Genomic DNA, 25,587 nt, shown 5'->3' on the forward strand with positions numbered 1-25,587 from the left:
GACGTGGCGATACGGAGGTCCGATGACCAAGGCAGACCGGCCCAGGAAGCCCCCGCGTACGACGGGGTGGTTCCGGACCAAGTCGATCGAACAATCGATCAAGGACACCGACGAACCGGACACCAAGTTGCGCAAGGAGCTCGGTTCGTGGGATCTGACCGTGTTCGGTGTCGCGGTGGCGGTCGGAGCCGGCATTTTCACGCTGACGGCGAGGACTGCCGGAAACGTTGCCGGACCGGCTGTTTCGGTGGCGTTCGTGTTGGCGGCCATCGCCTGCGGGCTCGCTGCCCTCTGTTACGCCGAGTTCGCCTCCACGGTTCCGGTCGCCGGTAGTGCCTACACGTTCTCCTACGCCGCATTCGGTGAGTTCATCGCCTGGATCATCGGCTGGGATCTGATCCTGGAATTCGGACTCGCCGCGGCGGTGGTGGCGAAGGCCTGGTCGCTCTACCTGGGAGACCTGCTCGGCACGTCGGCCCCGGTACTGCAGATCGGTTCGCTGAATTTCGACTGGGGCGCACTGCTCATCGTGGTGGTGTTGACGGTTCTCATCGCCTCGGGAACCAAGTTGTCCTCGCGCGTGTCGTTGGTGATCACAGCCATCAAGGTGATCGTCGTGCTGTTCGTCGTCGTGCTCGGTGCGTTCTACATCAAGGTCGCCAACTACGACCCGTACATTCCGCCGTCCGAGCCCGCGTCCACGGGTGAGGGGCTTCATCAGTCCCTGTTCTCCTTCGTCACCGGTGCGGGCGGTAGCACCTTCGGTTGGTACGGACTGCTGGCGGCGGCGTCGCTGGTGTTCTTCGCGTTCATCGGCTTCGACGTGGTCGCGACCACGGCAGAGGAGACGAAGGAGCCGCAGAAGGCATTGCCGCGCGGCATCCTCGGATCCTTGGCCATCGTGACCGTGCTCTACGTGGCGGTGACCTTGGTGCTGACCGGGATGGTCAAGTACACGGATCTGGCCGGCGACAGTGCCACGCTGGCAACGGCTTTCGAGCTGAACGGGCTGACGTGGGCCAAGAACATCATTTCGTTCGGCGCACTGGCCGGTCTGACGACGGTGGTCATGGTTCTCATGCTGGGGCAGACTCGCGTCCTGTTCGCCATGTCGCGAGACGGCCTGGTGCCGCGCGGTCTGGCCCACACCGGAAAGAAGGGCACGCCGGTTCGGACGACGATCCTGGTCGGTGTGGTGGTCGGACTGCTCGCCGCGTTCGTACCTCTCGGCACGCTCGAGGAGATGGTCAACATCGGCACGCTGTTCGCCTTCGTTCTGGTGTCGGCCGGTGTGCTCGTCCTCCGCAAGACGCGTCCCGATCTCGAGCGCGGGTTCCGCGTGCCCTGGGTTCCGCTGGTTCCGATCCTGGCAGTGGCCGCGTGCCTGTGGCTGATGCTCAACCTGTCGGTCGAGACCTGGTTGCGGTTCCTGGTGTGGATGGCAGCGGGTGTCGTCATCTACGTGCTGTACGGCCGCCGTCATTCGGTGATGGGTCTGCGCGAGGCGAAGAAAGTCGAGTCGCGACCCGAGTGAGACGCGGCCGAGTCGTCTTGCGAGGCCGGCCCCGACCGTCGATCGTGCGGGCGGGGCCGGTTTTCTCGGATCCGACGTGTCCGGGGTATCCGTCACACCCCTCGGTCCAAACGCCCGGCATGTTATACCCTCGAAAACAAACTGATAGGACCGCAAACATTCGGTGAGAGGGTGTGGCAACTGTGCGCGTGGACGGCCGAATCACCCCATCGGACGATTCGGGTGTCGCTTTCGGGGAGCGGAATTCGGCCGGGGCTGCACCTGCGGTTCGGCGGTGGGACAACAAGCGCTACCTGTGGATGCTGGGTCTGCTGGCACCGGCATCGGCACTGTTGCCGTCCCAATTGGTGTACTGGACCGGCATGCCGGTGTTCTGGTGGAGCGGCGTCCTGGTGTTCTTCGTGATCATTCCGATCATCGATCTGCTCGCGGGCGAGGACGGTCACAACCCGGACGCGTCTGCGGCCGACAAGCTGCAGAACGACCGCTATTACCGCTGGTGCACCTATCTGTTCCTGCCCATCCAATTCATCGGTCTGATCGTCGCCTGCTGGATGTGGGCGTACGGGGGCCTGAGCGTGGTGGACAAGATCGGGCTCGCGGTGACGGTGGGCCTGGTCGCGGGAACCGGAATCAACGCCGCCCACGAGCTGGGCCACCGCGTCGAGCAGCACGAACGCTGGTTGGCGAAGGTGGCCTTGTCGCAAACCCTGTACGGACACTTCTTCGTCGAGCACAACCGCGGCCATCACGTGCGGGTGGCCACTCCGGAGGATCCGGCCAGTGCCCGGTTGGGAGAGAGCGTGTGGACGTTCGTGCCGCGCAGCGCTGTTCTCGGGCTGGCCTCGGCCTGGAAGCTCGAGGCTCGGCGGCTGCGCCGCAAAGGCCACTCCGTGTTTCACCCGTCGAACGCCCTGTTGCACACGTGGCTGCTCAGCGCCGTTCTCTTCGTCACGCTGATGGTCGTCTTCGGCTGGGCGATCGCGCCGTATCTGCTGATACAAGCCGTCGTGGGATTCGTGCTCCTGGAGATGGTGAACTACGTGGAGCACTACGCACTGCTGCGCGAGACGAACGAGCGAGGCAGATACGTGCGATGCGCACCGCGGCACAGTTGGAACAGCGACCGGCTGTGCACCAACATCTTTCTCTACCACCTGCAGCGACACAGCGATCATCATGCCAATCCGGGGAAGCGATACCAGACTCTGCTCTCGTGCGACGAGGCCCCGCAATTGCCCGCCGGGTACGCGACGATGGTTCTACTGGCAGCGGTACCGCCGCTGTGGCGTCGGGTGATGGACCCGCGGGTGCTCGACCACTACGACGGTGATCTCGTCCGGGCCAACATTCTGCCCCGAAAGCGCGATCGGATTCTGGCGCGAGCCCAGCAACACGGGTGACCGCGGGACCACTCGACGAGCCGTCTGAAGGGCATCGGACCGATTCGCCGGGCAGACGGTCGCCGCGCGCCGCGACCCGATAGCCTGGACGAAGACATTCAAGTCAACAGGAGAGGCAAGATGACGACCTCAGTTACGTCAGGATCGGCACTCACCGTGGAACACCGCGGTGGAATCGACTTCAAGGTCGCAGACCTGTCACTCGCAGAATTCGGCCGCAAGGAAATACGGCTGGCAGAGCACGAGATGCCCGGCCTGATCGCGCTTCGTCGCGAGTACGCCGACGTTCAGCCGCTCAAGGGCGCACGAGTATCCGGATCGCTGCACATGACTGTGCAGACCGCCGTGTTGATCGAGACGCTGGTGGCACTCGGTGCCGAGGTGCGTTGGGCCTCGTGCAACATCTTCTCCACCCAGGATCACGCTGCCGCGGCCGTCGTCGTAGGCCCGTACGGCACCGTCGAAGAGCCCAAGGGCGTTCCGGTGTTCGCCTGGAAGGGTGAGACCCTCGAGGAGTACTGGTGGGCCGCCGAGCAGATGCTCACCTGGCCCGAGCAGCCTGCCAACATGATCCTCGACGACGGCGGTGACGCCACGATGCTGGTGCTGCGCGGTGCTCAGTTCGAGAAGGCAGGCGTCGTTCCGCCGACCGACGACGACCAGGATTCCGACGAGTACAAGGTGTTCCTCGGCCTGCTGCGTCGCTCCCTCGAGGCGTCGACGACCAAGTGGACCGAGATTGCCGCATCCGTGCAGGGTGTCACCGAGGAGACCACGACCGGTGTGCTGCGGTTGTACCAGTTCGCTGCTGCCGGCGAGCTGTCGTTCCCGGCCATCAACGTCAACGACTCGGTCACCAAGAGCAAGTTCGACAACAAGTACGGCACTCGCCATTCGCTGATCGACGGCATCAACCGTGGCACCGACGTTCTCATCGGCGGCAAGGCCGTGCTGGTCTGTGGCTACGGAGATGTGGGCAAGGGCTGCGCCGAGGCACTCAAGGGCCAGGGCGCTCGCGTGACGGTCACCGAAGCAGATCCCATCAACGCCCTGCAGGCACTGATGGACGGCTTCGACGTGCGCACGGTCGACGAGTTCATCGAGCAGGCCGACATCGTGATCACCTCGACGGGCAACCTGAAGATCATCACGTTCGAGCACATGCGCAAGATGAAGCACCAGGCGATCCTGGGCAACATCGGCCACTTCGACAACGAGATCGACATGGCCGGCCTCGAGAAGGCTGCCGACGTCACGCGGATCAACATCAAGCCGCAGGTCGACGAGTTCCAGTTCAAGGACGGGCACTCGATCATCGTGCTGTCCGAGGGCCGTTTGCTGAACCTCGGCAACGCCACCGGTCACCCGTCGTTCGTCATGAGCAACAGCTTCTCCAACCAGGTCATCGCGCAGATCGAACTGTGGACCAAGCCGAGTGAGTACGACAACGAGGTCTACCGGTTGCCCAAGCACCTCGACGAGAAGGTTGCTCGCATCCACGTCGAAGCGCTGGGCGGCTCGATCACCAAGCTCACCAAGGAGCAGGCCGAGTACATCGGCGTCGACGTCGAGGGCCCGTACAAGCCCGAGCACTACCGCTACTGACCGAGAGAGTTCGGTCGTTGGGAAAGCTCTTCGTCATCGAGGGAGTCGACGGAGCGGGCAAGAACACGCTCGCCCGTCGGCTCGTCTCGGCGTGGGAACGCGACGGCCTGGCCGTCGTCCGGGTCGGGTTTCCCCGGTACGGCAGGTCGGTTCATGCCGATCTGGCGGCCGAGGCGCTGCAGGGGGAACACGGAGACACCGCGGGCAGCGTGCACGCCATGGCGCTGCTGTTCGCACTCGACCGCAAGGATGCGGCCGACGAGATCCGAAACTTGTTGTCCCTCAACGATATCGTGTTGCTGGACCGGTACGTGGCGTCCAACGCCGCCTACACCGCGGCGCGGTTGGAGCAGTCCGTCGACGGAGCGGCCGTCGAGTGGATCCGGTCACTCGAATTCGAGCGGTTCGGTGTGCCCGTTCCGGACGTGCAGGTGCTGCTGGACGTACCGGTGGCTCTCGCTGCGGAGCGCGCCGCCGCGCGTGAGAGTGCGGACGCCGCGCGCACCCGGGATGTTTACGAACGCGACGGCTCGCTGCAGACCCGAACCTCGGCCGTCTACGGCCGTCTCGCAGAAACGAACTGGGCGTCGCCCTGGCGAGTCGTGCGCGCCGACGTCGACCCCGATCGACTCGCCGCCGACATGTTCAATCAGCCATCCGCCGAGCCGAAAGTGACACGATAGAGCCATGAAGCCTCGGATTCTGGTTGTGGACGACGATTCGGCTCTGGCGGAGATGCTCACCATCGTGTTGCGCGGTGAGGGATTCGAGCCGTTCGTCGTCGGAGACGGCACCCAAGCGCTGGCGGCCGTCCGCGAGAATCGACCCGATCTGGTGTTGCTCGACCTGATGCTTCCCGGAATGAACGGCATCGACGTCTGCCGCGTGCTGCGAGCCGACTCGGGCGTCCCGATCGTCATGCTGACGGCCAAGACCGACACCGTCGATGTGGTGCTCGGTCTCGAATCCGGGGCCGACGACTACATCATGAAGCCCTTCAAGCCGAAGGAGCTGGTGGCACGCGTCCGGGCACGACTACGTCGAACCGAGGACGAGCCGGCCGAACTGTTGTCGATCGCCGACATCGTCATCGACGTCCCCGCCCACAAGGTCAGCCGCGGCGACGAGCTCGTCTCGCTCACTCCGCTCGAATTCGATCTGCTGGTCGCCTTGGCTCGCAAGCCGCGTCAGGTGTTCACCCGTGAGGTTCTGCTCGAACAGGTGTGGGGCTACCGGCACGCCGCCGACACCCGCCTGGTCAACGTCCACGTTCAGCGTCTGCGCGCCAAGGTCGAGAAGGATCCGGAGAATCCGGAGGTGGTGTTGACCGTGAGGGGGGTCGGGTACAAGGCCGGACCGCCGTGATCGGTTTTTCCCACTCTCGGCGACGAATCAACGGCAAGTTCTCCCCGCTCCTGCGTTGGTTCAGGTCGCTGAGCACATCGCTGGGTCATGCCTGGCGAAGGTCACTGCAACTGCGCGTGGTCGTCTCGACCCTGACGTTGTCGCTCGTGGTGATCCTGATTCTCGGCGTCGTTCTGACCAGCCAGATCACCGATCGGTTGCTCGAAGCGAAGCTGTCCGCAGCCACCGAGGAACTCGACCGCTCGCGCACCACTGTGGAGGGCAACCTCGCCGGTGCCGATGATTCGAGCGGCCTGTCCACCCGTCTCGAACGGGCGAGAGCAGCGTTGACGAACCAGGACCTCGACGCTGCGTCGACCACCGGGTCTGCAGGGTCCTTCGACCCTGTTCTGATCGTCGAGGGCGACGCGACCCGCGCGGAAGCGTCGGTCGGTCCGGTCGACCAGATACCGGCCAGCTTGCGCGACTTCGTCAAGAAGGGCCTGATCAGCTCGCAGTACGCCACCGTGACCGACAGTGACGGCGGATATTCCGGATCGGCGCTCATCATGGGATCGCCCACCGGTTCCGACATATCGGCGCTGCAGCTGTATCTCATCTTCCCGCTCGCCAGCGAAGACCGAACGCTCTCCCTGGTCCGCGGCACGCTGTTCATCGGGGCCGTGGTGCTGCTGGTACTCCTTGCCGCGATCGCGATGCTCGTCGCGCGACAGGTGGTGCTACCCATTCGATCCGCGTCCCGCATCGCAGTACGTTTCGCCGACGGCAGGCTCAAGGAGCGAATGCCGGTTCGCGGTGAGGACGACATGGCGAGGCTGGCGATGTCGTTCAACGAGATGGCCGAAAGTCTGTCCAAACAGATCACCCAGCTCGAGGAATTCGGAAACCTGCAGCGCCGGTTCACCTCCGACGTCAGCCACGAACTGCGGACTCCGCTCACCACCGTGCGGATGGCCGCGGATCTCATTCACGACGCCAGTGACGATCTCGAACCTGCCCTCAAGCGTTCGTCCGAGCTGTTGGTCAACGAGCTGGACCGGTTCGAGACGTTGCTCGGTGATCTGCTCGAAATCAGCCGCCACGACGCCGGTGTCGCCGAACTGGCCGCCGAGCAACTCGACCTCCGGATGTGTGCACGCGCCGCGGTCTCCACGGTGCGTCACCTCGCCCGCGAAACCGGCACCGAGGTGATCGTCGACATGCCCGAGACGGCGGTCATCGCCGAGGTGGACCCGCGGCGCGTCGAACGTATCCTGCGCAACCTTCTGGCCAACGCCCTCGATCACGGGGAAGGCAAGCCGGTGCTGCTGCGCCTGAGATCGGATGCCGACGCGGCAGCCTTCGTGGTGCGCGACCAAGGAATCGGTCTGCGCCCCGGCGAGGAGAAGTTGGTCTTCAATCGGTTCTGGCGCTCGGACCCCTCCCGCGTCCGGCGCTCCGGCGGTACCGGCCTCGGGTTGGCGATCAGTGTCGAGGACGCCCGGCTGCACGACGGTAAGCTCGAGGCGTGGGGTGCAGTCGGCGAAGGCGCATGTTTCCGGCTCACGGTGCCACTGGTCCGTGGTCACAAGGTGATCGGCTCACCTCTGCCGTTGAAGCCGAGCACCAAGAAATACGCTCAGGGACAACCGATCCCGGCCATCGGTGCGCAGCGGGCCGCGTCGGAGTCGTCGACGTGATTCGCTCGTCTCGTCGGCTGTCTCGCTCGCTTGCAGTCTGCGCCCTGATCTCCGCCCTCGTCTCCGGTTGTGCCAGCCTGCCCGAGTCCTCGAGCCCCCAGGCCATCGGCACGTTGACCGACGGTGCCGCGCCCACCAGCGCCCCGGCTCCCGAACCCGGACGTGAGCCAGACCGGCTGCTCGACGACTTCTTCGAGGCCAGCGCAGTGTCGGCCAACCGCCACCAGGCCGCCCGACAGTTCCTGACCGAGGACGCGTCGAACACGTGGGACGACGGCGCTCGTACCGTCGTCGCAGATCGGATCGACACCCTGTCGGGGCCCCGAACTGCAGACTCTGCGCAGTTCACGATTCGGTCGACGACAGCGGGAATCCTGGCTCCCGGCGGGGAATATCAGGCCGGATCGGACACGTTCGACATCGCGATCGACATGACGCGCGTCGACGGCCAATGGCGCATCTCGAAGCTGCCCCCGGGTGTGGTCATCGATCGCTCGGCGTTCATGGACACCTATCAGCAGCGATCCATCTACTTCGTCGATCCGCTCGGTGGGGTGCTGGTGCCGGATGTTCGGTGGACGAGCGGATCGCAGGATCAGCTCGCAAACCAGCTCGTGCAGCTGTTGATCGACGGACCCAAGTCCGCGCTGTCCGCAGCGGTGAGCAACGAATTGTCCGACGACGTCAGTATCCGGGGGCCCATCACCAAGGCCGACGGACAGACCACACAGGTCGGAGTCGGTCTCGGCGGCATCAGAATCGACTTCGGTGGTTTGCAGAACAAGGGCGACCGCGACCGGGAATTGCTTGCCGCACAGGTGATCTGGACTCTGGCCTCGGCGGAGGTTGCCGGGCCGTACGTGCTGCTCGCCGACGGACAACCCATCGACACGACCAAGCCGGACGGGTGGACGACGGCCGGGGTCGACTCCTTCGATCCACAGAGCTCCACCAACGAATCGGTCGGCCTGCACGCACTGGCCTCCGGTCGACTGCTCCGCGTCGAGGAATCCGCGACCACACCCGCCCCCGGGTACTTCGGGCAGGCACGGAATCTGCGCTCGGTGGCCTTGTCGAACGATGGAACACTCGTGGCCGGCGTTGCGGACACCGGTAGACCCGCTCCGGCACCGTCGAGCACATTGATGGTCGGTAGCTACGACGGTGGCGCGTTCCCGGTGGCCGAGGGGCAGTCGATCACGCGTCCGACGTGGGGAGCCGATGACAACGCCGCCTGGGCGGTCATCGACGGCACCAACGTCATTCGCGCGGCCCGTGACCCCTCGACCGGTCAGGTATCGGTGATACCGGTCGATGCCCGCGCGGTCACCACCCTGGGAACTCGCATCACCGAACTCCGGCTGGCCCGCGACGGCGTTCGGGCCGCACTCATCGTCGACGGCGTGGTGTATGTGGCCACCGTGGTACGCGATCCGTCGGGCGTCTATTCGCTGACGGCCCCGCGCGCGGTTGCGATCGGACTCGGCAGTGACGCCACCAGCCTGGACTGGAGCACCGGCGAGGCCATCGTGATCGCACGGGTTGCCACCGATACACCGGTGGTCCAGGTGACGGTCGACGGCTCGAGGATGGACGCCCTGCCGTCGCGCAATCTCACCAATCCTGTTCTGGCGGTCGATGCGTCGCCGGAGACCGAGTACGTTGCCGACGCTCGCGCCGTGTTCGCACTCAACAATGCCGATCCGGTCGGCGACAGGTACTGGCGCGAGGTCACCGGCCTGGCCGGGGTGAAGGCCGTCCCGATCCTGCCCGGCTGACGTCCGGCGGGTGTCGGTGGCTACCGGCACACTTCACGATCATGAGAACGCTTCTGGACCTCGTCCTGCCCCTCGAATGTGCCGGGTGTGGGGTGCCGGGGGAGCAGTGGTGTCGCCGTTGTGAACAGGCGCTGTCGGTGCCGCCTGTCCGGGTGCGTCCGCGGGTCGATCCGGGGGTGCCCTGCTGGGCGCTGGGCACGTACACCGGTCCTCGGCGCAACGGGGTGATCGCACTGAAGGAACGGGGCCGACGGGCCGTGTCCGTGCCGTTCGGGCGGGCGCTGGCCGGTGCGGTGCACCAACTGCGTGCTGCGGGCGAGATCGATCCACCCGAGCTGAGTCACCTCGTTCTGGTGTGCGCTCCGTCCCGGGCGCGCGCAGCGCGAGTCCGAGGGGGTGATCCGGTGCTGCGGTGTGCGAGGAACGCAGCGACCGAGTTGGCACCGGAGCGAGTATCGGTTCCCCAGCTGCTGAAGATGGCCGGGGGAGTGCGGGATTCGGTCGGGCTCTCGGCAGGTCAGCGTCAACACAACGTGGCGGGCCGGATCGAACTGATCGGACAGTCGCGCCAGGGTATCGGCCGGCCGCGGCCGCGAACCGACGAACTGACCGTTCTTCTCGTCGACGACGTGGTGACCACCGGGGCGACCCTGGCCGAATGTGCAAGAGTGCTTACCGATTTCGGGATCTCGTTGGCCGGTGCGATCGTGGTGGCCAGCGCGTGAACGCGAGTCGACGAGACACGCCGACAACCAATTCGGGGTGAACGGTGGCACACGCGTCGATGACCGACTAACGTCGCGGACACGCTCCATCACGACGGAGCGGACCGGTAGAACGACCCGTAGAAACACGGACGTGAGGTGATGCCCCGGACTCGAGATGCCGGAAGGTTCCCCATTCGGCATGCACACCTGCCACGTCCAACAGTGGGCGTGGCCGATATCGGGAGGTACACGTGACGACCCCTTCACAAGCCTCGGTTTTCTTCGACGAGAAGCCTTCGGAAGAACCCGCCAAGAGCAATGCCGACGTTGTGGTCAAGGGCCGCAACGTTGAGATACCGGACCATTTTCGGATATACGTGTCCGAGAAACTGGCTCGCCTCGAGCGCTTCGACCCCTCCATCTACCTGTTCGATGTCGAACTGCAGCACGAACGAAATCGCCGTCAGGCCAAAGCATGTCAACGCGTGGAGATCACCGCGAAGGGCAAAGGCCCGGTCGTTCGTGCCGAAGCGTGCGCAGACAGTTTCTATGCCGCACTCGAAGCAGTGACCTCGAAACTCGAAAGCAGACTCAGGCGTACCAAGGATCGGCGCAAGGTCCACTACGGCGAGAAGAGACCCGTATCCGTCGCCGAGGCCACCGCAGAACTCGCCGAAGACGACACACTTGCGCTCGATCCCGAGACCAAGCTGGATTCGTTCGAGGACGATCAGACCGGCCCCGGGCACATTGTTCGCACGAAGGTTCACTCGGCGGCACCGATGAGCGTCGACGATGCGCTGTACGAGATGGAACTGGTCGGCCACGACTTCTTCCTGTTTCACGACAGCGCCACCGACCGGCCTTCCGTGGTGTATCGACGGCACGCCTTTGACTATGGCCTGATCAGGCTCACCTGACCGAGCGTGACGGCGAACGGGTCGTTCGCCGTCCGTGAAATATCCGACCACTGCAGGCTCGACGCCGGAAGACACGATCCCCACGTCGAGCCTGCAGTGCTGTGTCGGGGTTGTCCGAATGGTGGCGTGGTGTCGCTCAGGACCGACAGTGGGACTGCCGTACCCACAGCGAGACCGCCTACCATGGACGCGTTCGGGTTACTGCCGCGCGGACGTCACGGTGACGAACCCGTGCGCTCGTGCAGGTAGCAGTAACGCGTCGAGTAACAGATTTGTTCGTGTCAGTACCCGTGAACCGAGGATCGAGGACGAGAAAACCCGTGCCGTCGCTGTCGTTTTCCAAGCTGCTCCGTGTTGGTGAAGGTCGCATGGTCAAGCGGCTCAAGAACATCGCTGACCACGTCTCGACCCTGTCTTCGGACGTCGAGAGTCTCTCCGACGACGAACTGCGGGGTAAGACCGCCGAGTTCAAGGAGAGGTATTCGTCCGGGGAGACCTTGGATCAGTTGCTGCCCGAGGCATTCGCGGTCGCCCGTGAGGCATCGTGGCGGGTGCTGTCCCAGCGGCACTTCGACGTGCAGGTGATGGGCGGAGCCGCCCTGCACTTCGGCAACATCGCCGAGATGAAGACCGGCGAGGGCAAGACCCTGACGTGTGTTCTGCCTGCTTATCTCAACGCCATCTCCGGCGACGGTGTGCACGTGGTGACGGTCAACGATTACCTCGCCAAGCGTGACTCGGAGTGGATGGGCCGTGTGCACCGCTTCCTGGGTCTGTCGGTGGACGTGATCCTGTCCGGGATGACGCCGGTCGAACGCCGTGCAGCGTATGCCGCCGACATCACCTACGGCACCAACAACGAGTTCGGGTTCGACTACCTACGCGACAACATGACGCACTCGCTCGACGATCTGGTGCAGCGCGGACACAACTTCGCCGTGGTCGACGAGGTCGACTCGATCCTCATCGACGAGGCGCGAACCCCACTGATCATCTCGGGCCCCGCCGACGCGTCGAGCAAGTGGTACGGCGAGTTCGCCCGGATCGCCCCCATGCTGAAGGTCGACACCCACTACGAGGTCGATATCCGCAAGCGCACCATCGGTGTGCACGAGGCCGGCGTCGAGCTGGTCGAGGATCAGCTCGGTATCGACAACCTGTACGAGGCGGCCAACTCGCCTCTGGTGAACTACCTGAACAACGCCATCAAGGCCAAAGAGCTCTACACCAAGGACAAGGACTACATCGTCCGCGACGGCGAGGTCATCATCGTCGACGAGTTCACCGGTCGCATCCTGGTGGGACGCCGCTACAACGAGGGCATGCACCAGGCGATCGAGGCCAAGGAGAAGGTGGAGATCAAGGCCGAGAACCAGACCCTCGCCACGATCACTCTGCAGAACTACTTCCGCCTGTACGACAAGCTCTCCGGCATGACCGGTACGGCCGAGACCGAGGCCGCGGAGCTGCATCAGATCTACGGATTGGGCGTCATTCCGATCCCGACGAACCGCCCGATGGTCCGCGTCGACAACGGCGACCTGATCTACAAGACGGAAGAAGCCAAGTTCGACGCGGTGGTCGACGATGTCGTCGAGCGGCACGAGAAGGGCCAGCCGGTTCTCATCGGTACCACGAGCGTGGAACGGTCGGAGTATCTGTCCAAGCAATTCACCAAGCGCGGCGTCGCGCACAACGTGCTCAATGCGAAGTTCCACGAGCAGGAAGCGACGATCATCGCCGAGGCCGGGCGACAAGGCGCGGTGACGGTGGCGACCAACATGGCCGGCCGTGGCACCGACGTCGTGCTCGGCGGCAACCCGGACATCCTCGCCGACCTGAAGCTGCGTAAGCAGGGCTTGGACCCGGTGGAGACGCCCGAGGAGTACGAGGCCGCCTGGGAGCCTGCTCTGGAAGAGGTCAAGGCACAGGTCAAGGCCGACGCGGACACCGTGCGCGAGGCCGGTGGCCTGTACGTTCTCGGCACCGAGCGCCACGACTCACGCCGTATCGACAACCAGCTCAGAGGGCGCTCCGGTCGTCAGGGTGATCCAGGCGAATCGCGGTTCTACCTCTCGCTCGGCGACGAGTTGATGCGTCGATTCAACGGCGGCGCACTCGAATCGATCATGACTCGGCTCAACTTGCCCGACGACGTCCCGATCGAGGCCAAGATGGTGTCCAAGGCCATCAAGAGCGCCCAGACACAGGTCGAGCAGCAGAACTTCGAGATCCGCAAGAACGTCCTCAAGTACGACGAGGTGATGAACCAGCAGCGCACCGTCATCTACGAGGAGCGCAGGCGCATCCTCGAAGGTGCCGACATGGAGGGCCAGGTCGAGGGCATGATCACCGACGTGATCACCGCCTACGTCGATGGTGCGACGAGCGAGGGCTACGTCGAGGACTGGGATCTGGAGCAGTTGTGGACGGCGCTGAAGACTCTGTATCCGGTCGGTATCGACCACAAGGTTCTCTCGGGCGAGAACGAGGACGGCGAAAAGGGTGACCTGAGCCGCGACGAGCTGCGCGAGGCGCTGCTCGAGGACGCCCGCTCGGCCTACGCCGCTCGCGAGGCCGAGATCGACGGCATCGCAGGCGAGAACGGAATGCGGGAGCTCGAACGTCGGGTGCTGCTGTCCGTCCTCGATCGCAAGTGGCGCGAGCATCTCTACGAGATGGACTACCTCAAGGAGGGCATCGGACTGCGTGCGATGGCCCAGCGAGATCCACTGGTCGAGTACCAGCGGGAGGGCTACGACATGTTCCAGGGCATGCTCGACGGGCTGAAAGAGGAGTCGGTGGGCTTCCTGTTCAACCTCCAGGTCGAAGCAACCCCAGCCCCGGCAGGTCCGGCCGCGTCCGCAGGTCTCGCGGTTGCCCCCGGGTTGGCCTCACCCGTCGGATCCGGTCGCCCGGCACCTGCGGCAACGTCGGCACCTGCGGCCACGGGCGATCGGCCTGCGGCCAAGGCGGCCCCGGCCCCTGCCGCTCCAGCTCAGGCAGCTCCCACAGCTCTGCGTGCCAAAGGACTCGACGAGCGGGACGAACAGAGATTGACGTTCTCCGGCCCGGCCGAGGGCGGCGGTAAGGCTGTGCAGCGATCGGATGCTGCAGCGAGCGCGGAGTCGGCGGCCGAGGGAACCCGACGCGAGCGTCGCGAAGCAGCGCGAGCGCAGAACAAAGCACCGAAGAAGTCGGCGCGCTCCAAGCGCAAGAAGTAGTCGGCCGGGTCGATCCGGCGCGACCTCGCCGGGCGACCCGTGTTCTCAACCCACTCGCAGCGAGGTGACCGTCCATCCTGGCCGCCGCGGGTCGACCGCCTGCTCGATTCGGCCCGCGAAGGCGAAGGTGCGTGGGCCGCGGGTGTACGAGCCGAATATCTCGGCCGACGTGTCCGATCTATAGGCGACGTGCACGCGACGCACCGCGGCGAATCCGAGTCGCCGTCCCGGTGGGGGCGTGCGGACGATGGTGCGGATCAGGTCGATCACGGGCGCAGTGAACAACGAGGACAGTTGCTCGGCACTGCGCCTGCGGTCGATCACCTCGATCAGCAACCGCATGGCGCGTTCGGCGCTCGCCCGCGCATCGGCGGGCACCACTTGCACGATCGGTCGTTGCGGTGCCTCGGTCCGGCGGCGGGGGCGAGTGCTGCGTACCGATGCCGGATGGCGTTCCGGTGGCCTTTGCGAGCTCTCACCCCGGCCCCAGGTGTGCACCGCGCCTGCCGAGAGTGGCGGCTCGAACTGGGTCGGCCGCGACAAAAAGCAATGGTGCTCCGCGCGCAGCCGAGAGTCCGCCGGCGACGGTATCGGGCTGTCGTCCCCGGTGTCCGGCGGATCGTTGGATTCGATGACGCTCACACCGACATTGACGGTCGCGATCGAATTTCGGTTCCCGAGACCGACGACACGTCGGTGCCCACCCGGCACTAGGACTCACGTCGCGAACCCACGTACTCTGAGTTCGAGCACACCGCGCAACAGGCGGTATCGATCGGGGCGCACCACGTGCGAGGACGGGGACCGAGACACGCGATGGCGACCAGACTGACGGCGCAGGATGCGTCGTTCTACTTTCTCGAGGCCGGCAGCAGTCCCATGCACCTCGGCTCGCTCGCCGTCTTTCGGACCCCGCGGAGCGGTTTCAGTTACGACCGACTGTTGTCGTTGGTCGAACAGCGACTGATGCTGGTTCCGCGCTACCGGCAGAAGGTCCGCGAAGTCGCGTTCGGTCTGGCGCGGCCGGTCTGGGTGGACGACGCGGATTTCGACATCACCTATCACATCCGTCGTTCGGCACTACCCAAGCCGGGGACGGACGATCAGTTGCACGACCTGATCGCGCGACTGACCTCACGGCCGCTCGATCGCACCCGACCGTTGTGGGAGATGTACCTGGTCGAGGGACTCGCGAAAAATCGTTTCGCCATCTTCACCAAGTCTCATTCGGCCCTCGTCGACGGCGAGAATGCGCTCGACATCGGTCAGGTCATTCTGGATGCGAGCAAGAACCCCGCGCCGATGGCCGAGGAGCTGTGGATGCCTGCCCGTGAGCCCAAGGACTCGGTGTTGGTGCTCGACGCGCTCACCGAACTGGTGGTGCGTCCGGGCGAGAGCATCGAGACGTTGCGCGGCGCGGTCAACGGGGTTGCCGGTCTCGCGGGCGACGCATTGCGCGCCGCGGGCAAGGTCGCGGCCGTGCTGCGTACCGCGACACAGAGCGCCCCGTCCAGCCCACTGAACGCGCCGATCTCGCGAAATCGTCGGTTCGCCGTTGCCAAGACCGAGCTGGCGGATTACCGCAGGATCCACGACAGATTCGACTGCTCGATCAACGACGTCGTGCTCGCAGTCGTCACCGGCGCGCTGCGAAATTGGCTGCTCTCGCGCGGCGAACCCGTCACGGCATCGTCCACGGTGCGGGCCATGGTGCCGATGTCGGTGTACGTCTCGTCCGATCGCGTCGGCTTCGGTGAGGGCAGCGACATGTCCGGTGAGCCGGCCGAGGACGATCGCAGCGAGGTGTCCTCGTTCCTCGTCGACCTCCCGGTGGGGGAGTCGAACGCCGTCGTTCGGCTGTCTCACATCGCGCACGCGACCGAGGCCCATTCTCATCAGAGCCGCGGTGTGACGGCTCAGACGCTGATGCGGATCAGTGGGTTCGCTCCGGCGAGCCTGCATGCCATGGGTGCGCGGGCGGGTAGCCGACTCTCGCAACGAGTGTTCAACCTGATCGTCACGAACGCGCCGGGCCCGCAGTTTCCGCTGTACGTCGGTGGTGCCCGGATGCTCGAGATGTATCCGGTGTCGCCGCTGTTCGAGAATCAGGCGTTGAGTATCGGGCTGACGTCGTACGACGGTTTCGTGTTCTTCGGGCTCAACGCCGACCGCGGAGCGATGCCCGATGTGGATGTGGTGACAGCGCTACTGCACGAGGCGCTGGAAGAGTTGGTCGACGCCAGCAACGAATCGAGAGTGTGAGGTCTTCTGCAATGCGTGTCTACGTTCCGGCGACGCTGGAATTCTTGAAAGTGCTCGCAGCCGAGGGCGAGTTCAGTCCGGTCTCGCGCACCGCATTCGCGGTGACGCCCACCTTGCGTGAGGCGTACTCGTCGGGCGACGACGAGGAGTTGTCCGAGGTCGCGATGGGGGAGGCCGCGCGTGCCTCGCTGCGCCTGATCGCCGCGGCCGTCGACGACGAGGCGGACACGGGGACGGTGGCCGACGGCGTGGTCTACCGACGGGCGGTGATTGCCGCAGACGTCGACGATCCCACCCTGCGTCCCGATCTCGACGACGCTGTCGTTCGGCTGAAGGAACCGCTGCGAATGGATCAGGTCGCGTCGGTGCACGTCGATCTGGAAGGGGCCGAGGAAGCAGTTACCAAGGCTGTCTCCGCCGTGGACGCAGCGGACATGGGCGATGCCGATGCAGAATTCGTTCTCGGTGATGCCGAAGACCACACGCTGGCGTGGTACGCCCCCCAGGAACTACCGTTTCTGCTCGATCTGCTGTGATCCTGCTCTCGGCCACGACCTGGCGATATCCACGGTTGAGCTGCCTGCAGAGGTGACCAGGGGACTCAACCTACGGTAGCGTAACCTCGATGCCCGCACGCGGTTCGGTACGACGATCGAGGGGATGGGGAACACCCGATGGATCTGAAGAAGTGGTTGGAGGCCCCGGTGGCCGGTGTCTCGGCACCCAAGCGGCCGAGGCTGAACATGCTGCGTGGTGCTTTCACCCGCATCACCACTCCCTTGCTACCCGACGACTACCTGCACCTCGCCAACCCGTTGTGGTCGGCCCGTGAACTGCGCGGCCGCGTCGTACGCGTGGAGAAGGAAACCGCTACCGCGGTGACACTGGTGATCCAGCCCGGGTGGGGCTTCAATTTCGACTATCAGCCGGGTCAGTACATCGGAATCGGACTGCATCTCGGCGGTCGGTGGCACTGGCGCTCGTATTCACTGACCTCGCCGCCGAACTGGGAAGACAAGCTGATCTCCATCACGGTCAAGGCGATGCCCGAAGGGTTCCTGTCGTCACATCTGGTGGGCGGCGTGCCGCAGGGGACCATCGTGCGACTGGCGGCACCGAAGGGCAATTTCGCACTGCCTGTTCCGCCGCCCGCCAAGATTCTCTTCGTCACCGCAGGTAGCGGCATCACCCCGGTCATCTCGATGCTCAGAGCACTCGATCGCCACGGCGACATGCCCGATACCGTGCATATCCACTCGGCCCCCACAGAGGACGAGGTGATGTTCGCGGCCGAACTCGCAGCCCTCGAGAAGTCGCATCCCGAGTTCACCTCTCACGTGCAGTTGACGCGTTCCGATGGCAAGTTCGCTCTGTCCTCGCTCGACGAGCTGTACCCCGACTGGCGTACCCGCGACACCTGGGCCTGCGGTCCCGCGGCACTGCTCGAAGAAATCGAGAAGACGTGGAAGCGCGAGGGCATCGAGCACAAGCTGCACCTCGAGCGGTTCGAGATCTCACGCGCCGATACGTCCGGTTCGGGCGGAACCGTCACGTTCTCCAAGTCCGACAAGAAAGCGGCGGCGGACGGGGCGACCACACTGCTCGAAGCAGGCGAAAATGTGGGTGTTCGGATGCCGTTCGGCTGCCGTATGGGTATCTGCCAGACGTGTGTGGTGCCGTTGACGGCAGGACATGTGATCGACCTACGTTCCGGTAAGGAACACAGCGAGGGTGACCGCGTCCAGACATGCATTTCCGCAGCCGCGGGTGACTGCACATTGGAACTGTAGGTCTGTTTTTCGCACACTGCCTTCTCAGGCTGCTGGGTTACTCTCACGTAGGTTGCCCACGCTGAACCCCGGTATTTCGGGCGCCGCACACAACTGTTGGAGGACCCGGTGGCCATCACCGACATCAAAGAGTTCGCTCACCTGACCGAAGAAGACATGGAAGCGTTCGGGCGCGAACTGGACGCCATTCGCCGCGACGTCGAGGACAGTCGCGGTGAACGCGATGCCGCATACATTCGCCGGACCATCCGAGCTCAGCGCATGCTCGAGCTCGGCGGACGCGCCGTGCTGCTCGGCAGCAAGTACCGGCCGGCATGGCTCGTGGGGACCGCGATGCTCAGCGTCGCCAAGATCATCGAGAACATGGAACTCGGCCACAACGTGATGCACGGCCAGTGGGATTGGATGAACGATCCGGAAATTCACTCCACCTCGTGGGAGTGGGACCAGACCGGACCGTCGGAGCAGTGGAAGCGGGCGCACAACTACTCGCACCACACGTACACCAACATCGTCGGAATGGACGACGACATCGGTTTCGGCATCCTACGGATGACCCGCGACGAGCCGTGGAAGCCGATCAACCTCGTTCAGCCGCTCGCCAACATCGTCCTGGCGACGACGTTCGAGTGGGGCATCGCACTGCACGACTACGACGCTCAGAAGCAGCTCGACGGGGAACACGAAAAAGGCCTCTTCAAGTCACCGGCGGCCCGCGCTTTCGCGCGCAAGATCGCCAAGCAGGTCGGCAAGGACTTCGTCCTGTTCCCGGCCCTGTCCGGCCCGGCGTGGAAGTCCACGTTGACCGCCAACGCCACGGCCAACCTGGTTCGAAACCTCTGGGCCTACGCCGTGATCTTCTGCGGTCACTTTCCCGACGGTGCCGAGAAGTTCACGATCGGTCAGTTCGAGAACGAGACCCGTCCCGAGTGGTACCTGCGGCAGATGCTCGGTAGTGCCAACTTCGAGGCCGGCCCCGTCATGGCGTTCATGAGCGGAAACCTCTGCTACCAGATCGAGCACCACATGTTCCCGGATCTGCCGAGCAATCGGTACTCGGAGATCGCCGAGAAGGTGCACGCGCTGTGCGACAAGTACGACCTGCCGTACACGACAGGGTCGCTCGGTAAGCAGTACCTGTTGGCACTGCGGACCATCCACAAGCTGTCGCTGCCCGACAAGTGGTTGCGCGCAACCTCGGACAACGCGCCCGAGACATCGTCGGAGCGGCGTTGGCGCGTCGGCGATTCTCCGACCGTGCACGCACTTCGGATCGACCCGCTCACCGGCCAGCGCCGTGGACTGCGCTCGGCGATGCAGGAGGCGCGAGGAGCTCTGCGCAACGCGAAGAAAGAAGCCAAACGACAGGCGAAGGCGCTCCGGCGATCGGACGTCACCGCCTGATTGTGAATCGTCACACAGATTCGCGCCCGTAACCTACGCGACCGTAAGTTACGATACGGTAGGTGACGGAAATGCACACGGCTCACTACCGCACGCTGTGTGTTCACAACTGCCAGGAGGCTGTTTCCCATGGCGATTTCGGACATCAAGGAATACGCGCATCTGACCGACGCCGACGTCGAAGCACTGGGCCACGAGCTCGACGCGATTCGGCGAGACATCGAGGCGTCCCGTGGTGAACGCGACGCCCGGTACGTGAAGAACACGATTCGGCTGCAACGCTCGCTCGACATCGGCGGACGTGCAGTCCTGTTCGCCAGTCGCCGCCGCCCGGCATGGCTGGTCGGTACCGCCATGCTCGGGGTCGCGAAGATCATCGAGAACATGGAGCTCGGCCACAACGTCATGCACGGCCAGTGGGACTGGATGAACGATCCGGAGATCCACTCCACCTCGTGGGAGTGGGACAACACGGGGCCCTCGGCGCACTGGAAGCAGACGCACAACTACATCCACCACAAGTACACCAACGTGTTGGGCATGGACGACGACGTGGGTTACGGCCTGCTGCGCGTCACCCGCGACCAGCGTTGGAAGCCGTTCAACATCGGCAACCCGGTCTACAACCTGTTGCTGCAGCTGTTCTTCGAGTACGGCGTGGCGCTGCAGCACCTGGAACTGGGCAAGGTGGCCAAGGGCCGCGTCCCACGTGAGGAATTCGAGCAGAAGCGTCGCGAGGTTCTCGAGAAGGTCGGCAAGCAGATGGGTAAGGACTACGTCCTGCATCCACTGCTCACCGGACCTGCCTGGAAGAGCACGCTGACGGCGAACATCGTCGCCAACATGATGCGCAACGTGTGGACCAACACCGTCATCTTCTGCGGGCACTTCCCCGACGGTGCCGAGAAGTTCACCAAGTCGGACATGGAAGGCGAAACGCAGGGGCAGTGGTACCTGCGTCAGATGCTGGGCAGCGCGAACTTCAACGCGGGTCCGGTCATGGAGTTCATGAGCGGCAATCTCTGCTACCAGATCGAGCATCACCTGTTCCCCGATCTACCCAGCAATCGTCTGCGGGAGATCAAGGTTCGGGTTCTCGAACTCGCGGAGAAGTACGACCTGCCGTACACGACCGGTTCGATCGTGCACCAGTACTTCCTGTCCTGGCGAACCATTGCCAAGCTGTCGCTTCCGAACAAGTACTTGAAGGCGACCAGCGACGACGCGCCGGAAACCGCGTCCGAGCGTAAATGGGAACAGGCGCCTGCAGGTCTGTTCGCCGTCGATCCCGACACCGGAAAGCGGCGTGGCCTTCGGACCGCGATCGCAGAAACCAAGAAGCGCAAGGGAATTCGCAGACTGGTCGGCAAAGCAGCCTGACCGCCTCCGATTCCGAGCAGCGAAGCCTGGTACAGACCCCGTGGGTCTCTACCAGGCTTCGTTCGTTCGAACCGCTTCCAGCAGGAGCCGTACGGCAGCCACCCGTCGTGCTGCATCCCCGGTGAGCGTGTCGAGAGCGCACTCGGGATCTGCCGGCGGACCCAGGTGAGTGCAGCCGCGGGGGCAGTCCTCGATGGTCTCGGCAAGGTCGGAGAATGCGGCCACGACGTTCTCCGGCGAGATGTGCGCCAATCCGAACGATCGGATGCCGGGAGTGTCGACCACCCATCCGCCGCCCGGTAGCGGCAGCGCCACCGACTGCGTCGACGTATGGCGGCCCTTGCCGACGCCCGAGACCACCCCGGTCGCGCGATAGGCGTCGGGCACCAGTCTGTTGACAAGCGTCGACTTGCCGACACCGGAGTGTCCGATGAGCGCGGTGACCTTGTTCGTCAGCATGGCGGTCAGTTCGGTCAGGTCCTCGGACTGGCCCGCCAGTACCACCGGGACGTCCAGATCGGCGAACGACGCGGTGAACTCGTCGGGTGCAGCGAGATCGCTCTTGGTCAGGCACAGCACCGGTTCGAGTCCGCCGACGTACGCCGCGACGAGAGCGCGCTCGACGAAGCCGGTGCGGGGAGGTGGATCGGCAAGCGCTGCGACGATGAGCAGTCGGTCGGCGTTGGCCACCACGACGCGTTCGAACGGGTCGGTGTCGTCCGCGGTGCGGCGCAGCACCGTTCGCCGCTCGGCCACGCGCACGATTCGGGCCAGAGTGTCGACCTTGCCCGACAGATCTCCGACGATGCCGACCTCGTCGCCCACCACGATCGGAGTTCGCCCCAGCTCGCGGGCCCGCATCGTCACGACCGGCCGAGACGGGTCACCGTCGAGTACGCAACCCCAGCGGCCGCGGTCCACGGACACCACCATGCCGGCTTCGGCGTCGTTGTGTTCGGGTCGAGTCTTGGTGCGCGGACGAGAACTCTTGCCCGGCCGGATGCGGACGTCGGACTCGTCGTAGCGGCGCGCGGTCAGGATCCGACCCCGCTGGGTGTGGAAGCGGACAACATCGTGTCCCACAGGTTCTCGAAGCCGGGGAGAGTCTTGGCGGTGGTGCCGATGTCGTCGACCTCGACGCCCGGGACGCGAAGCCCGACGATCGCGCCGGCAGTGGCCATGCGGTGGTCGGCGTAGGAGTGCCAGGTGCCGCCGTGCAGCGGTGCGGGATCGATGCGAATGCCGTCGTCGGTTTCGACCGCTCGCCCGCCGAGGCGCACTATCTCGGTCGTCAGTGCGGCCAGTCGGTCGGTCTCGTGACCGCGTAGGTGGGCGATGCCGCGCAGGATGGACGGCCCCTCGGCCAGGGTGGCGAGCGCTGCGACGGTGGGGGTCAGCTCGCCGACGTCGTGTAGATCGAAGTCGATGCCGCGCAACGTGTTCGGACCTTCGACGGTCAGCACCCCTGCGCGTAGTTCGACCACCGCGCCCATCTGCGTGAGGATCTCGCGGAACACATCACCGGGTTGAGTCGTCGACTCAGGCCAATTCGGTACTCGCACAACACCTTCGGTGACAGCGGCGGCAGCGAGGAACGGGGTGGCGTTCGAGAGATCCGGCTCGATGCTCCAGTCGACGGGGGTGACCGAACCGGGATGCACGCGCCAGGTGTTCGCGTCTCCGCTCGATTCCGGGGTGTCGACTCGGACACCCGCACGGCGCAGCATCTCCACGGTCATGTCGATGTGCGGCATGGACGGGACGGGCTTACCGATGTGATGGATCTCGATTCCCTCGTCGAACGCCGCGGCCGAGAGCATCAGACCCGAGACGAACTGCGACGACCCCGAGGCGTCGATCTCGACGGATCCACCACGCAGCGAACCGGTACCGCGCATCGTGAACGGCAGCGCGCTGCCGTCGACGTCGGCGCCCACAGCGCGCAGTGCGTCGAGGATGGTGTCGAGCGGCCGGATGCGAGCCTGCTCGTCTCCGTCGAAGGACACCACGCCGTCGGCGAGCGCCGCCAGGGGCGGGACGAAACGCATGACCGTTCCGGCCAGGCCGCACTCGACGGATCCACCGTGCAGCGTTCCCGGTGTCACATGGAGAGACGTCGGATCGTTGCGGTCGGCGGCCACCTGCACGCCCAGTGTCTCCAGAGCATGGATCATCAAGTCGGTGTCGCGGCTGCGAAGCGCGCCGGTGACGGTCGACGGGCCGGATGCGAGCGAGGCGATGATCAGCGCGCGATTGGTGATCGACTTCGATCCGGGCAGAGTGACTGTCGCGTCGATGGGTCCATCGGCGGCGGGGGCTGTCCAAGTGCTCACCGGTCCATCTTCGCTCATCGGCGGTCAGTGTGCGGCGATGGGCGCGGTGACGGCGCGCGTGAGGCGAATGAGATCGGCTGGAGCGAGTTCGATCTCCAGGCCACGGCGACCCCCGCTGCACAGCACACGGTCGACCTCGAGAGCCGAGTCGTCGATGACGGTCGGCAGGGATCTACGTTGGCCGAGCGGAGAAATTCCACCGAACACGTAGCCCGACGACCGTTCGGCGGCAGCTCTGTCGGCCATCGCGACCTTCCGCGTGTTCAGAGCGGCTGCTGCCGCTTTCAACGAGAGCAATCCGGTGACGGGGACCATCGCGACGGCCAGCGAACGATCTGCGCGTTCGACGACCAGGGTCTTGAACACCTGCTCCGGGCGCACGCCGAGGCGCTCGCCCAGAATCTCGGCGGCCTCGCTGCCGAACGACTGCGTGCGCGAATCGTGCTCGTAGGTGTGCACGGTATGCGCCACCTTCCGTGCGGTGAGCAGCGCAAGAGCGGGAGTCGACGCAGCCATTCCTCGGACTCTATCGACTGCGGCGGGAACACCGCGGCGCGCGGCAGTGTTGTGACAGGGCAGATACGGATGCAGGCGGAAGGAATGACGAATGGCAGTGCTGACCGCGGGACGTCCCTTGGCGATCAAGGGGGTGATCTCGTCGCAGAAGCCAACTTCGGGCGCGGTAGCCTGGGTGGTGGAAGCTACCGAAGGGATCAGCGTGACAGAAGCCAGGACTCCCACCGAAGCGGACGAGAAGGCGATCGCCGAGCAGCGGGCAGCCGAGACCGAGGCCCAGCTGACCGAACGCTTCGAGCGTGACGCGTTGCCGATGCTCGACCAGCTGTACGGTGCCGCGCTGCGGATGACGCGCAACCCCGCAGATGCCGAGGACCTGGTGCAGGAGACGTTCGTGAAGGCCTACTCGGCGTTCCGGTCGTTCCGTGAGGGCACGAACCTCAAGGCGTGGCTCTACCGAATCCTGACCAACACCTACATCAACTCCTATCGCAAGAAGCAGCGTCAGCCGGCGCAGTACCCGACCGACGAGATCAGTGACTGGCAGCTCGCCGCGACCGCCGAACACACGTCCACCGGACTGCGCTCGGCCGAGGTCGAAGCGCTGGACGCACTGCCGGACGACGACATCAAGGCCGCTCTGCAGTCGTTGCCCGAGGAATTCCGGATGGCGGTGTACTACGCCGACGTCGAGGGTTTCCCGTACAAGGAAATCGCGGAGATCATGGGAACGCCCATCGGAACGGTGATGTCGCGCTTGCATCGTGGGCGTAAGCAACTTCGAGGTTTGCTGGCGGGTGTGGCCCGCGACCGTGGATTCAACCGGGACGGCGCAGTCGACCGGCACGAGCAGGAGGTAGTCCAGTGACGCGCACCGGTGATTCCGGCGATGACATCATCGGCGGCGGTTCTGTGGGCGACGGCGGAGCCGACGCCGAATTCGAGCGACTGGATTGCTCGGCCGTGATCGCGGACGTATGGATCATGTTGGACAACGAGTGCGACGAGGCCAGCAGGCAACGGTTGCAGAAGCACATCGACGAGTGCGGATCGTGCTTCGAGGCGTACGGCATCGAGGAGAAGGTCAAGCGGCTGATCTCCCGTAAATGCGGCGGAGATCAAGCGCCCGCCGGGCTTCGCGAACGACTCAGCGTGGAAATCCGACGCACGGTGCTGACCCGTAGCGTCGACTCCGAATAACCTGATCGTACCGACGACGAAGGGCCGAGAAGCAGTGCTTCTCGGCCCTTCGTGGCTGGTGGCAGAACGTCAGCTGTTGGGACGTTTGCCGTGGTTGGCCTTGTTGCCCTTACGAGCACGCTTCTTACGTCCACGCTTTCCCATGATGGGCTCCTCTCGTTTGTTCACTACAGTCTCCCACGTGTGATTGGCTTACTGTGACGGGCATGGTCTCCGGTGTGTGCCCGCCGCGGTTCGAGGTGTCGTGAGAGAGGGGTTCGCCGGTGTCCGAGGATGTTCGTGCGGAGATGGTGTCGACGGTGTTTCAGGTGGTCGTGGCCCGCGGTGATGCCGTCGAGGTCGGTGACACGTTGGTCGTGCTGGAGTCGATGAAGATGGAGATTCCCGTGCTCGCCGAGACCGCAGGCACCGTCACGTCCGTGGACGTCGCAGTGGGGGATGTCATTCAACAGGGCGATCTCATCGCTGTGGTGTCCTGACCGACGGC

The 25,587-nt window shown here is 64.8% G+C and carries 22 protein-coding genes; 18 read left to right on the forward strand and 4 right to left on the reverse strand.

Annotated elements, in window-relative coordinates:
• Positions 1 to 22 precede the first annotated feature (22 nt).
• From K414_RS0114025 to secA, 10 genes are all read left to right on the forward strand, one after another.
• A complete protein-coding gene (locus K414_RS0114025) occupies positions 23 to 1,534 on the forward strand; it encodes an amino acid permease (RefSeq protein WP_027496504.1) in 1,512 nt (503 codons plus the stop codon).
• Between the two features lie 299 nt (positions 1,535 to 1,833).
• The gene (locus K414_RS0114030) at positions 1,834 to 2,937 is read left to right on the forward strand and encodes an alkane 1-monooxygenase (protein ID WP_080729302.1); all 1,104 of its coding nucleotides are present in this window, start codon (positions 1,834 to 1,836) and stop codon (positions 2,935 to 2,937) included.
• Positions 2,938 to 3,057: 120 nt separating this feature from the next.
• On the forward strand, positions 3,058 to 4,542 hold the full coding sequence (gene ahcY, locus K414_RS0114035) for an adenosylhomocysteinase (RefSeq protein WP_027496506.1): 1,485 nt from the start codon (positions 3,058 to 3,060) through the stop codon (positions 4,540 to 4,542).
• A 17-nt stretch (positions 4,543 to 4,559) separates the two neighbouring features.
• Positions 4,560 to 5,225 (forward strand): dTMP kinase, encoded by a 666-nt coding sequence (locus K414_RS0114040; RefSeq protein ID WP_027496507.1) that lies wholly within the window; start codon positions 4,560 to 4,562, stop codon positions 5,223 to 5,225.
• Positions 5,226 to 5,229: 4 nt separating this feature from the next.
• Positions 5,230 to 5,907 carry an MtrAB system response regulator MtrA gene (mtrA, locus tag K414_RS0114045; RefSeq protein WP_027496508.1) on the forward strand — a complete coding sequence of 226 codons (678 nt, stop codon included), beginning with the start codon at positions 5,230 to 5,232 and terminating at the stop codon, positions 5,905 to 5,907.
• On the forward strand, positions 5,904 to 7,586 hold the full coding sequence (gene mtrB, locus K414_RS27000) for an MtrAB system histidine kinase MtrB (RefSeq protein WP_032366296.1): 1,683 nt from the start codon (positions 5,904 to 5,906) through the stop codon (positions 7,584 to 7,586). The genes mtrA and mtrB overlap by 4 nt, the downstream gene beginning before the upstream one ends.
• On the forward strand, positions 7,583 to 9,364 hold the full coding sequence (lpqB, locus tag K414_RS0114055; protein ID WP_032370711.1) for an MtrAB system accessory lipoprotein LpqB: 1,782 nt from the start codon (positions 7,583 to 7,585) through the stop codon (positions 9,362 to 9,364). The genes mtrB and lpqB overlap by 4 nt, the downstream gene beginning before the upstream one ends.
• Before the next feature lie 41 nt (positions 9,365 to 9,405).
• The gene (locus K414_RS0114060) at positions 9,406 to 10,089 is read left to right on the forward strand and encodes a ComF family protein (protein ID WP_027496510.1); all 684 of its coding nucleotides are present in this window, start codon (positions 9,406 to 9,408) and stop codon (positions 10,087 to 10,089) included.
• Between the two features lie 233 nt (positions 10,090 to 10,322).
• On the forward strand, positions 10,323 to 10,991 hold the full coding sequence (raiA, locus tag K414_RS0114065; RefSeq protein ID WP_027496511.1) for a ribosome-associated translation inhibitor RaiA: 669 nt from the start codon (positions 10,323 to 10,325) through the stop codon (positions 10,989 to 10,991).
• Positions 10,992 to 11,311: 320 nt separating this feature from the next.
• Entirely contained in the window at positions 11,312 to 14,215 is a 2,904-nt protein-coding gene (gene secA, locus K414_RS0114070; RefSeq protein ID WP_027496512.1) for a preprotein translocase subunit SecA, read from the forward strand.
• A gap of 45 nt (positions 14,216 to 14,260) precedes the next feature.
• On the opposite strand, the gene K414_RS28255 is transcribed toward secA, so the two are convergent.
• On the reverse strand, positions 14,261 to 14,857 hold the full coding sequence (locus tag K414_RS28255; protein WP_152530429.1) for an Rv3235 family protein: 597 nt from the start codon (positions 14,855 to 14,857) through the stop codon (positions 14,261 to 14,263).
• Between the two features lie 174 nt (positions 14,858 to 15,031).
• Here K414_RS28255 and K414_RS0114080 point away from each other — a divergent pair, with 174 nt between their 5' ends.
• The 5 genes from K414_RS0114080 to K414_RS0114100 all read left to right on the forward strand — a co-directional run bounded on the left by K414_RS0114080 (position 15,032) and on the right by K414_RS0114100 (position 21,051).
• The gene (locus K414_RS0114080) at positions 15,032 to 16,477 is read left to right on the forward strand and encodes a wax ester/triacylglycerol synthase family O-acyltransferase (RefSeq protein WP_027496513.1); all 1,446 of its coding nucleotides are present in this window, start codon (positions 15,032 to 15,034) and stop codon (positions 16,475 to 16,477) included.
• An 11-nt stretch (positions 16,478 to 16,488) separates the two neighbouring features.
• Positions 16,489 to 17,013, forward strand: coding sequence for a hypothetical protein (locus tag K414_RS0114085; protein WP_027496514.1), 525 nt, complete (start codon positions 16,489 to 16,491; stop codon positions 17,011 to 17,013).
• A 138-nt stretch (positions 17,014 to 17,151) separates the two neighbouring features.
• Positions 17,152 to 18,267, forward strand: a complete 1,116-nt coding sequence (locus K414_RS0114090) for a ferredoxin reductase (RefSeq protein ID WP_027496515.1) — start codon at positions 17,152 to 17,154, stop codon at positions 18,265 to 18,267.
• A gap of 108 nt (positions 18,268 to 18,375) precedes the next feature.
• Entirely contained in the window at positions 18,376 to 19,671 is a 1,296-nt protein-coding gene (locus K414_RS0114095; RefSeq protein ID WP_027496516.1) for a fatty acid desaturase, read from the forward strand.
• 129 nt (positions 19,672 to 19,800) lie between these two features.
• Positions 19,801 to 21,051: a fatty acid desaturase gene (locus K414_RS0114100; RefSeq protein ID WP_027496517.1), complete on the forward strand. Its 1,251-nt coding sequence runs from the start codon at positions 19,801 to 19,803 to the stop codon at positions 21,049 to 21,051.
• Between the two features lie 48 nt (positions 21,052 to 21,099).
• Here K414_RS0114100 and rsgA read toward each other — a convergent pair whose 3' ends face one another.
• From rsgA to ybaK, 3 genes are read right to left on the reverse strand one after another with little or no spacing between them, the layout of a single operon-like run.
• Positions 21,100 to 22,134, reverse strand: a complete 1,035-nt coding sequence (gene rsgA / locus K414_RS0114105; RefSeq protein ID WP_027496518.1) for a ribosome small subunit-dependent GTPase A — start codon at positions 22,132 to 22,134, stop codon at positions 21,100 to 21,102.
• Positions 22,086 to 23,402 carry a 3-phosphoshikimate 1-carboxyvinyltransferase gene (aroA, locus tag K414_RS0114110; RefSeq protein ID WP_037219248.1) on the reverse strand — a complete coding sequence of 439 codons (1,317 nt, stop codon included), beginning with the start codon at positions 23,400 to 23,402 and terminating at the stop codon, positions 22,086 to 22,088. The genes rsgA and aroA overlap by 49 nt, the downstream gene beginning before the upstream one ends.
• Positions 23,403 to 23,408: 6 nt before the next feature.
• The gene (gene ybaK / locus K414_RS0114115; protein ID WP_027496520.1) at positions 23,409 to 23,900 is read right to left on the reverse strand and encodes a Cys-tRNA(Pro) deacylase; all 492 of its coding nucleotides are present in this window, start codon (positions 23,898 to 23,900) and stop codon (positions 23,409 to 23,411) included.
• A 91-nt stretch (positions 23,901 to 23,991) separates the two neighbouring features.
• Here ybaK and K414_RS0114120 point away from each other — a divergent pair, with 91 nt between their 5' ends.
• From K414_RS0114120 to K414_RS0114130, 3 genes are all read left to right on the forward strand, one after another.
• Complete coding sequence (locus K414_RS0114120) at positions 23,992 to 24,768, forward strand: sigma-70 family RNA polymerase sigma factor (RefSeq protein ID WP_027496521.1); 777 nt, start codon at positions 23,992 to 23,994, stop codon at positions 24,766 to 24,768.
• Between the two features lie 44 nt (positions 24,769 to 24,812).
• Positions 24,813 to 25,100 (forward strand): mycothiol system anti-sigma-R factor, encoded by a 288-nt coding sequence (gene rsrA, locus K414_RS0114125; RefSeq protein ID WP_027496522.1) that lies wholly within the window; start codon positions 24,813 to 24,815, stop codon positions 25,098 to 25,100.
• 263 nt (positions 25,101 to 25,363) lie between these two features.
• Positions 25,364 to 25,579, forward strand: coding sequence for a biotin/lipoyl-binding carrier protein (locus K414_RS0114130; protein ID WP_027496523.1), 216 nt, complete (start codon positions 25,364 to 25,366; stop codon positions 25,577 to 25,579).
• Positions 25,580 to 25,587 lie beyond the last annotated feature (8 nt).

Origin of the sequence: Rhodococcus sp. JG-3 (assembly GCF_000482405.1) — a bacterium.
Classification (GTDB): domain Bacteria; phylum Actinomycetota; class Actinomycetes; order Mycobacteriales; family Mycobacteriaceae; genus Rhodococcoides; species Rhodococcoides fascians.

What these genes read in the sequence shown, in the direction of transcription:
- K414_RS0114025 (WP_027496504.1), top strand. Translation starts at nt 23, where the DNA reads ATGACCAAGGCAGACCGGCCCAGGAAGCCCCCGCGTACGACGGGGTGG.
- K414_RS0114030 (WP_080729302.1), top strand. Translation starts at nt 1,834, where the DNA reads ATGCTGGGTCTGCTGGCACCGGCATCGGCACTGTTGCCGTCCCAATTG.
- ahcY (WP_027496506.1), top strand. Translation starts at nt 3,058, where the DNA reads ATGACGACCTCAGTTACGTCAGGATCGGCACTCACCGTGGAACACCGC.
- mtrA (WP_027496508.1), top strand. Translation starts at nt 5,230, where the DNA reads ATGAAGCCTCGGATTCTGGTTGTGGACGACGATTCGGCTCTGGCGGAG.
- K414_RS0114060 (WP_027496510.1), top strand. Translation starts at nt 9,406, where the DNA reads ATGAGAACGCTTCTGGACCTCGTCCTGCCCCTCGAATGTGCCGGGTGT.
- K414_RS0114080 (WP_027496513.1), top strand. Translation starts at nt 15,032, where the DNA reads ATGGCGACCAGACTGACGGCGCAGGATGCGTCGTTCTACTTTCTCGAG.
- K414_RS0114085 (WP_027496514.1), top strand. Translation starts at nt 16,489, where the DNA reads ATGCGTGTCTACGTTCCGGCGACGCTGGAATTCTTGAAAGTGCTCGCA.
- K414_RS0114090 (WP_027496515.1), top strand. Translation starts at nt 17,152, where the DNA reads ATGGATCTGAAGAAGTGGTTGGAGGCCCCGGTGGCCGGTGTCTCGGCA.
- K414_RS0114100 (WP_027496517.1), top strand. Translation starts at nt 19,801, where the DNA reads ATGGCGATTTCGGACATCAAGGAATACGCGCATCTGACCGACGCCGAC.
- aroA (WP_037219248.1), bottom strand. Translation starts at nt 23,402, where the DNA reads ATGAGCGAAGATGGACCGGTGAGCACTTGGACAGCCCCCGCCGCCGAT.
- ybaK (WP_027496520.1), bottom strand. Translation starts at nt 23,900, where the DNA reads ATGGCTGCGTCGACTCCCGCTCTTGCGCTGCTCACCGCACGGAAGGTG.
- K414_RS0114120 (WP_027496521.1), top strand. Translation starts at nt 23,992, where the DNA reads ATGGCAGTGCTGACCGCGGGACGTCCCTTGGCGATCAAGGGGGTGATC.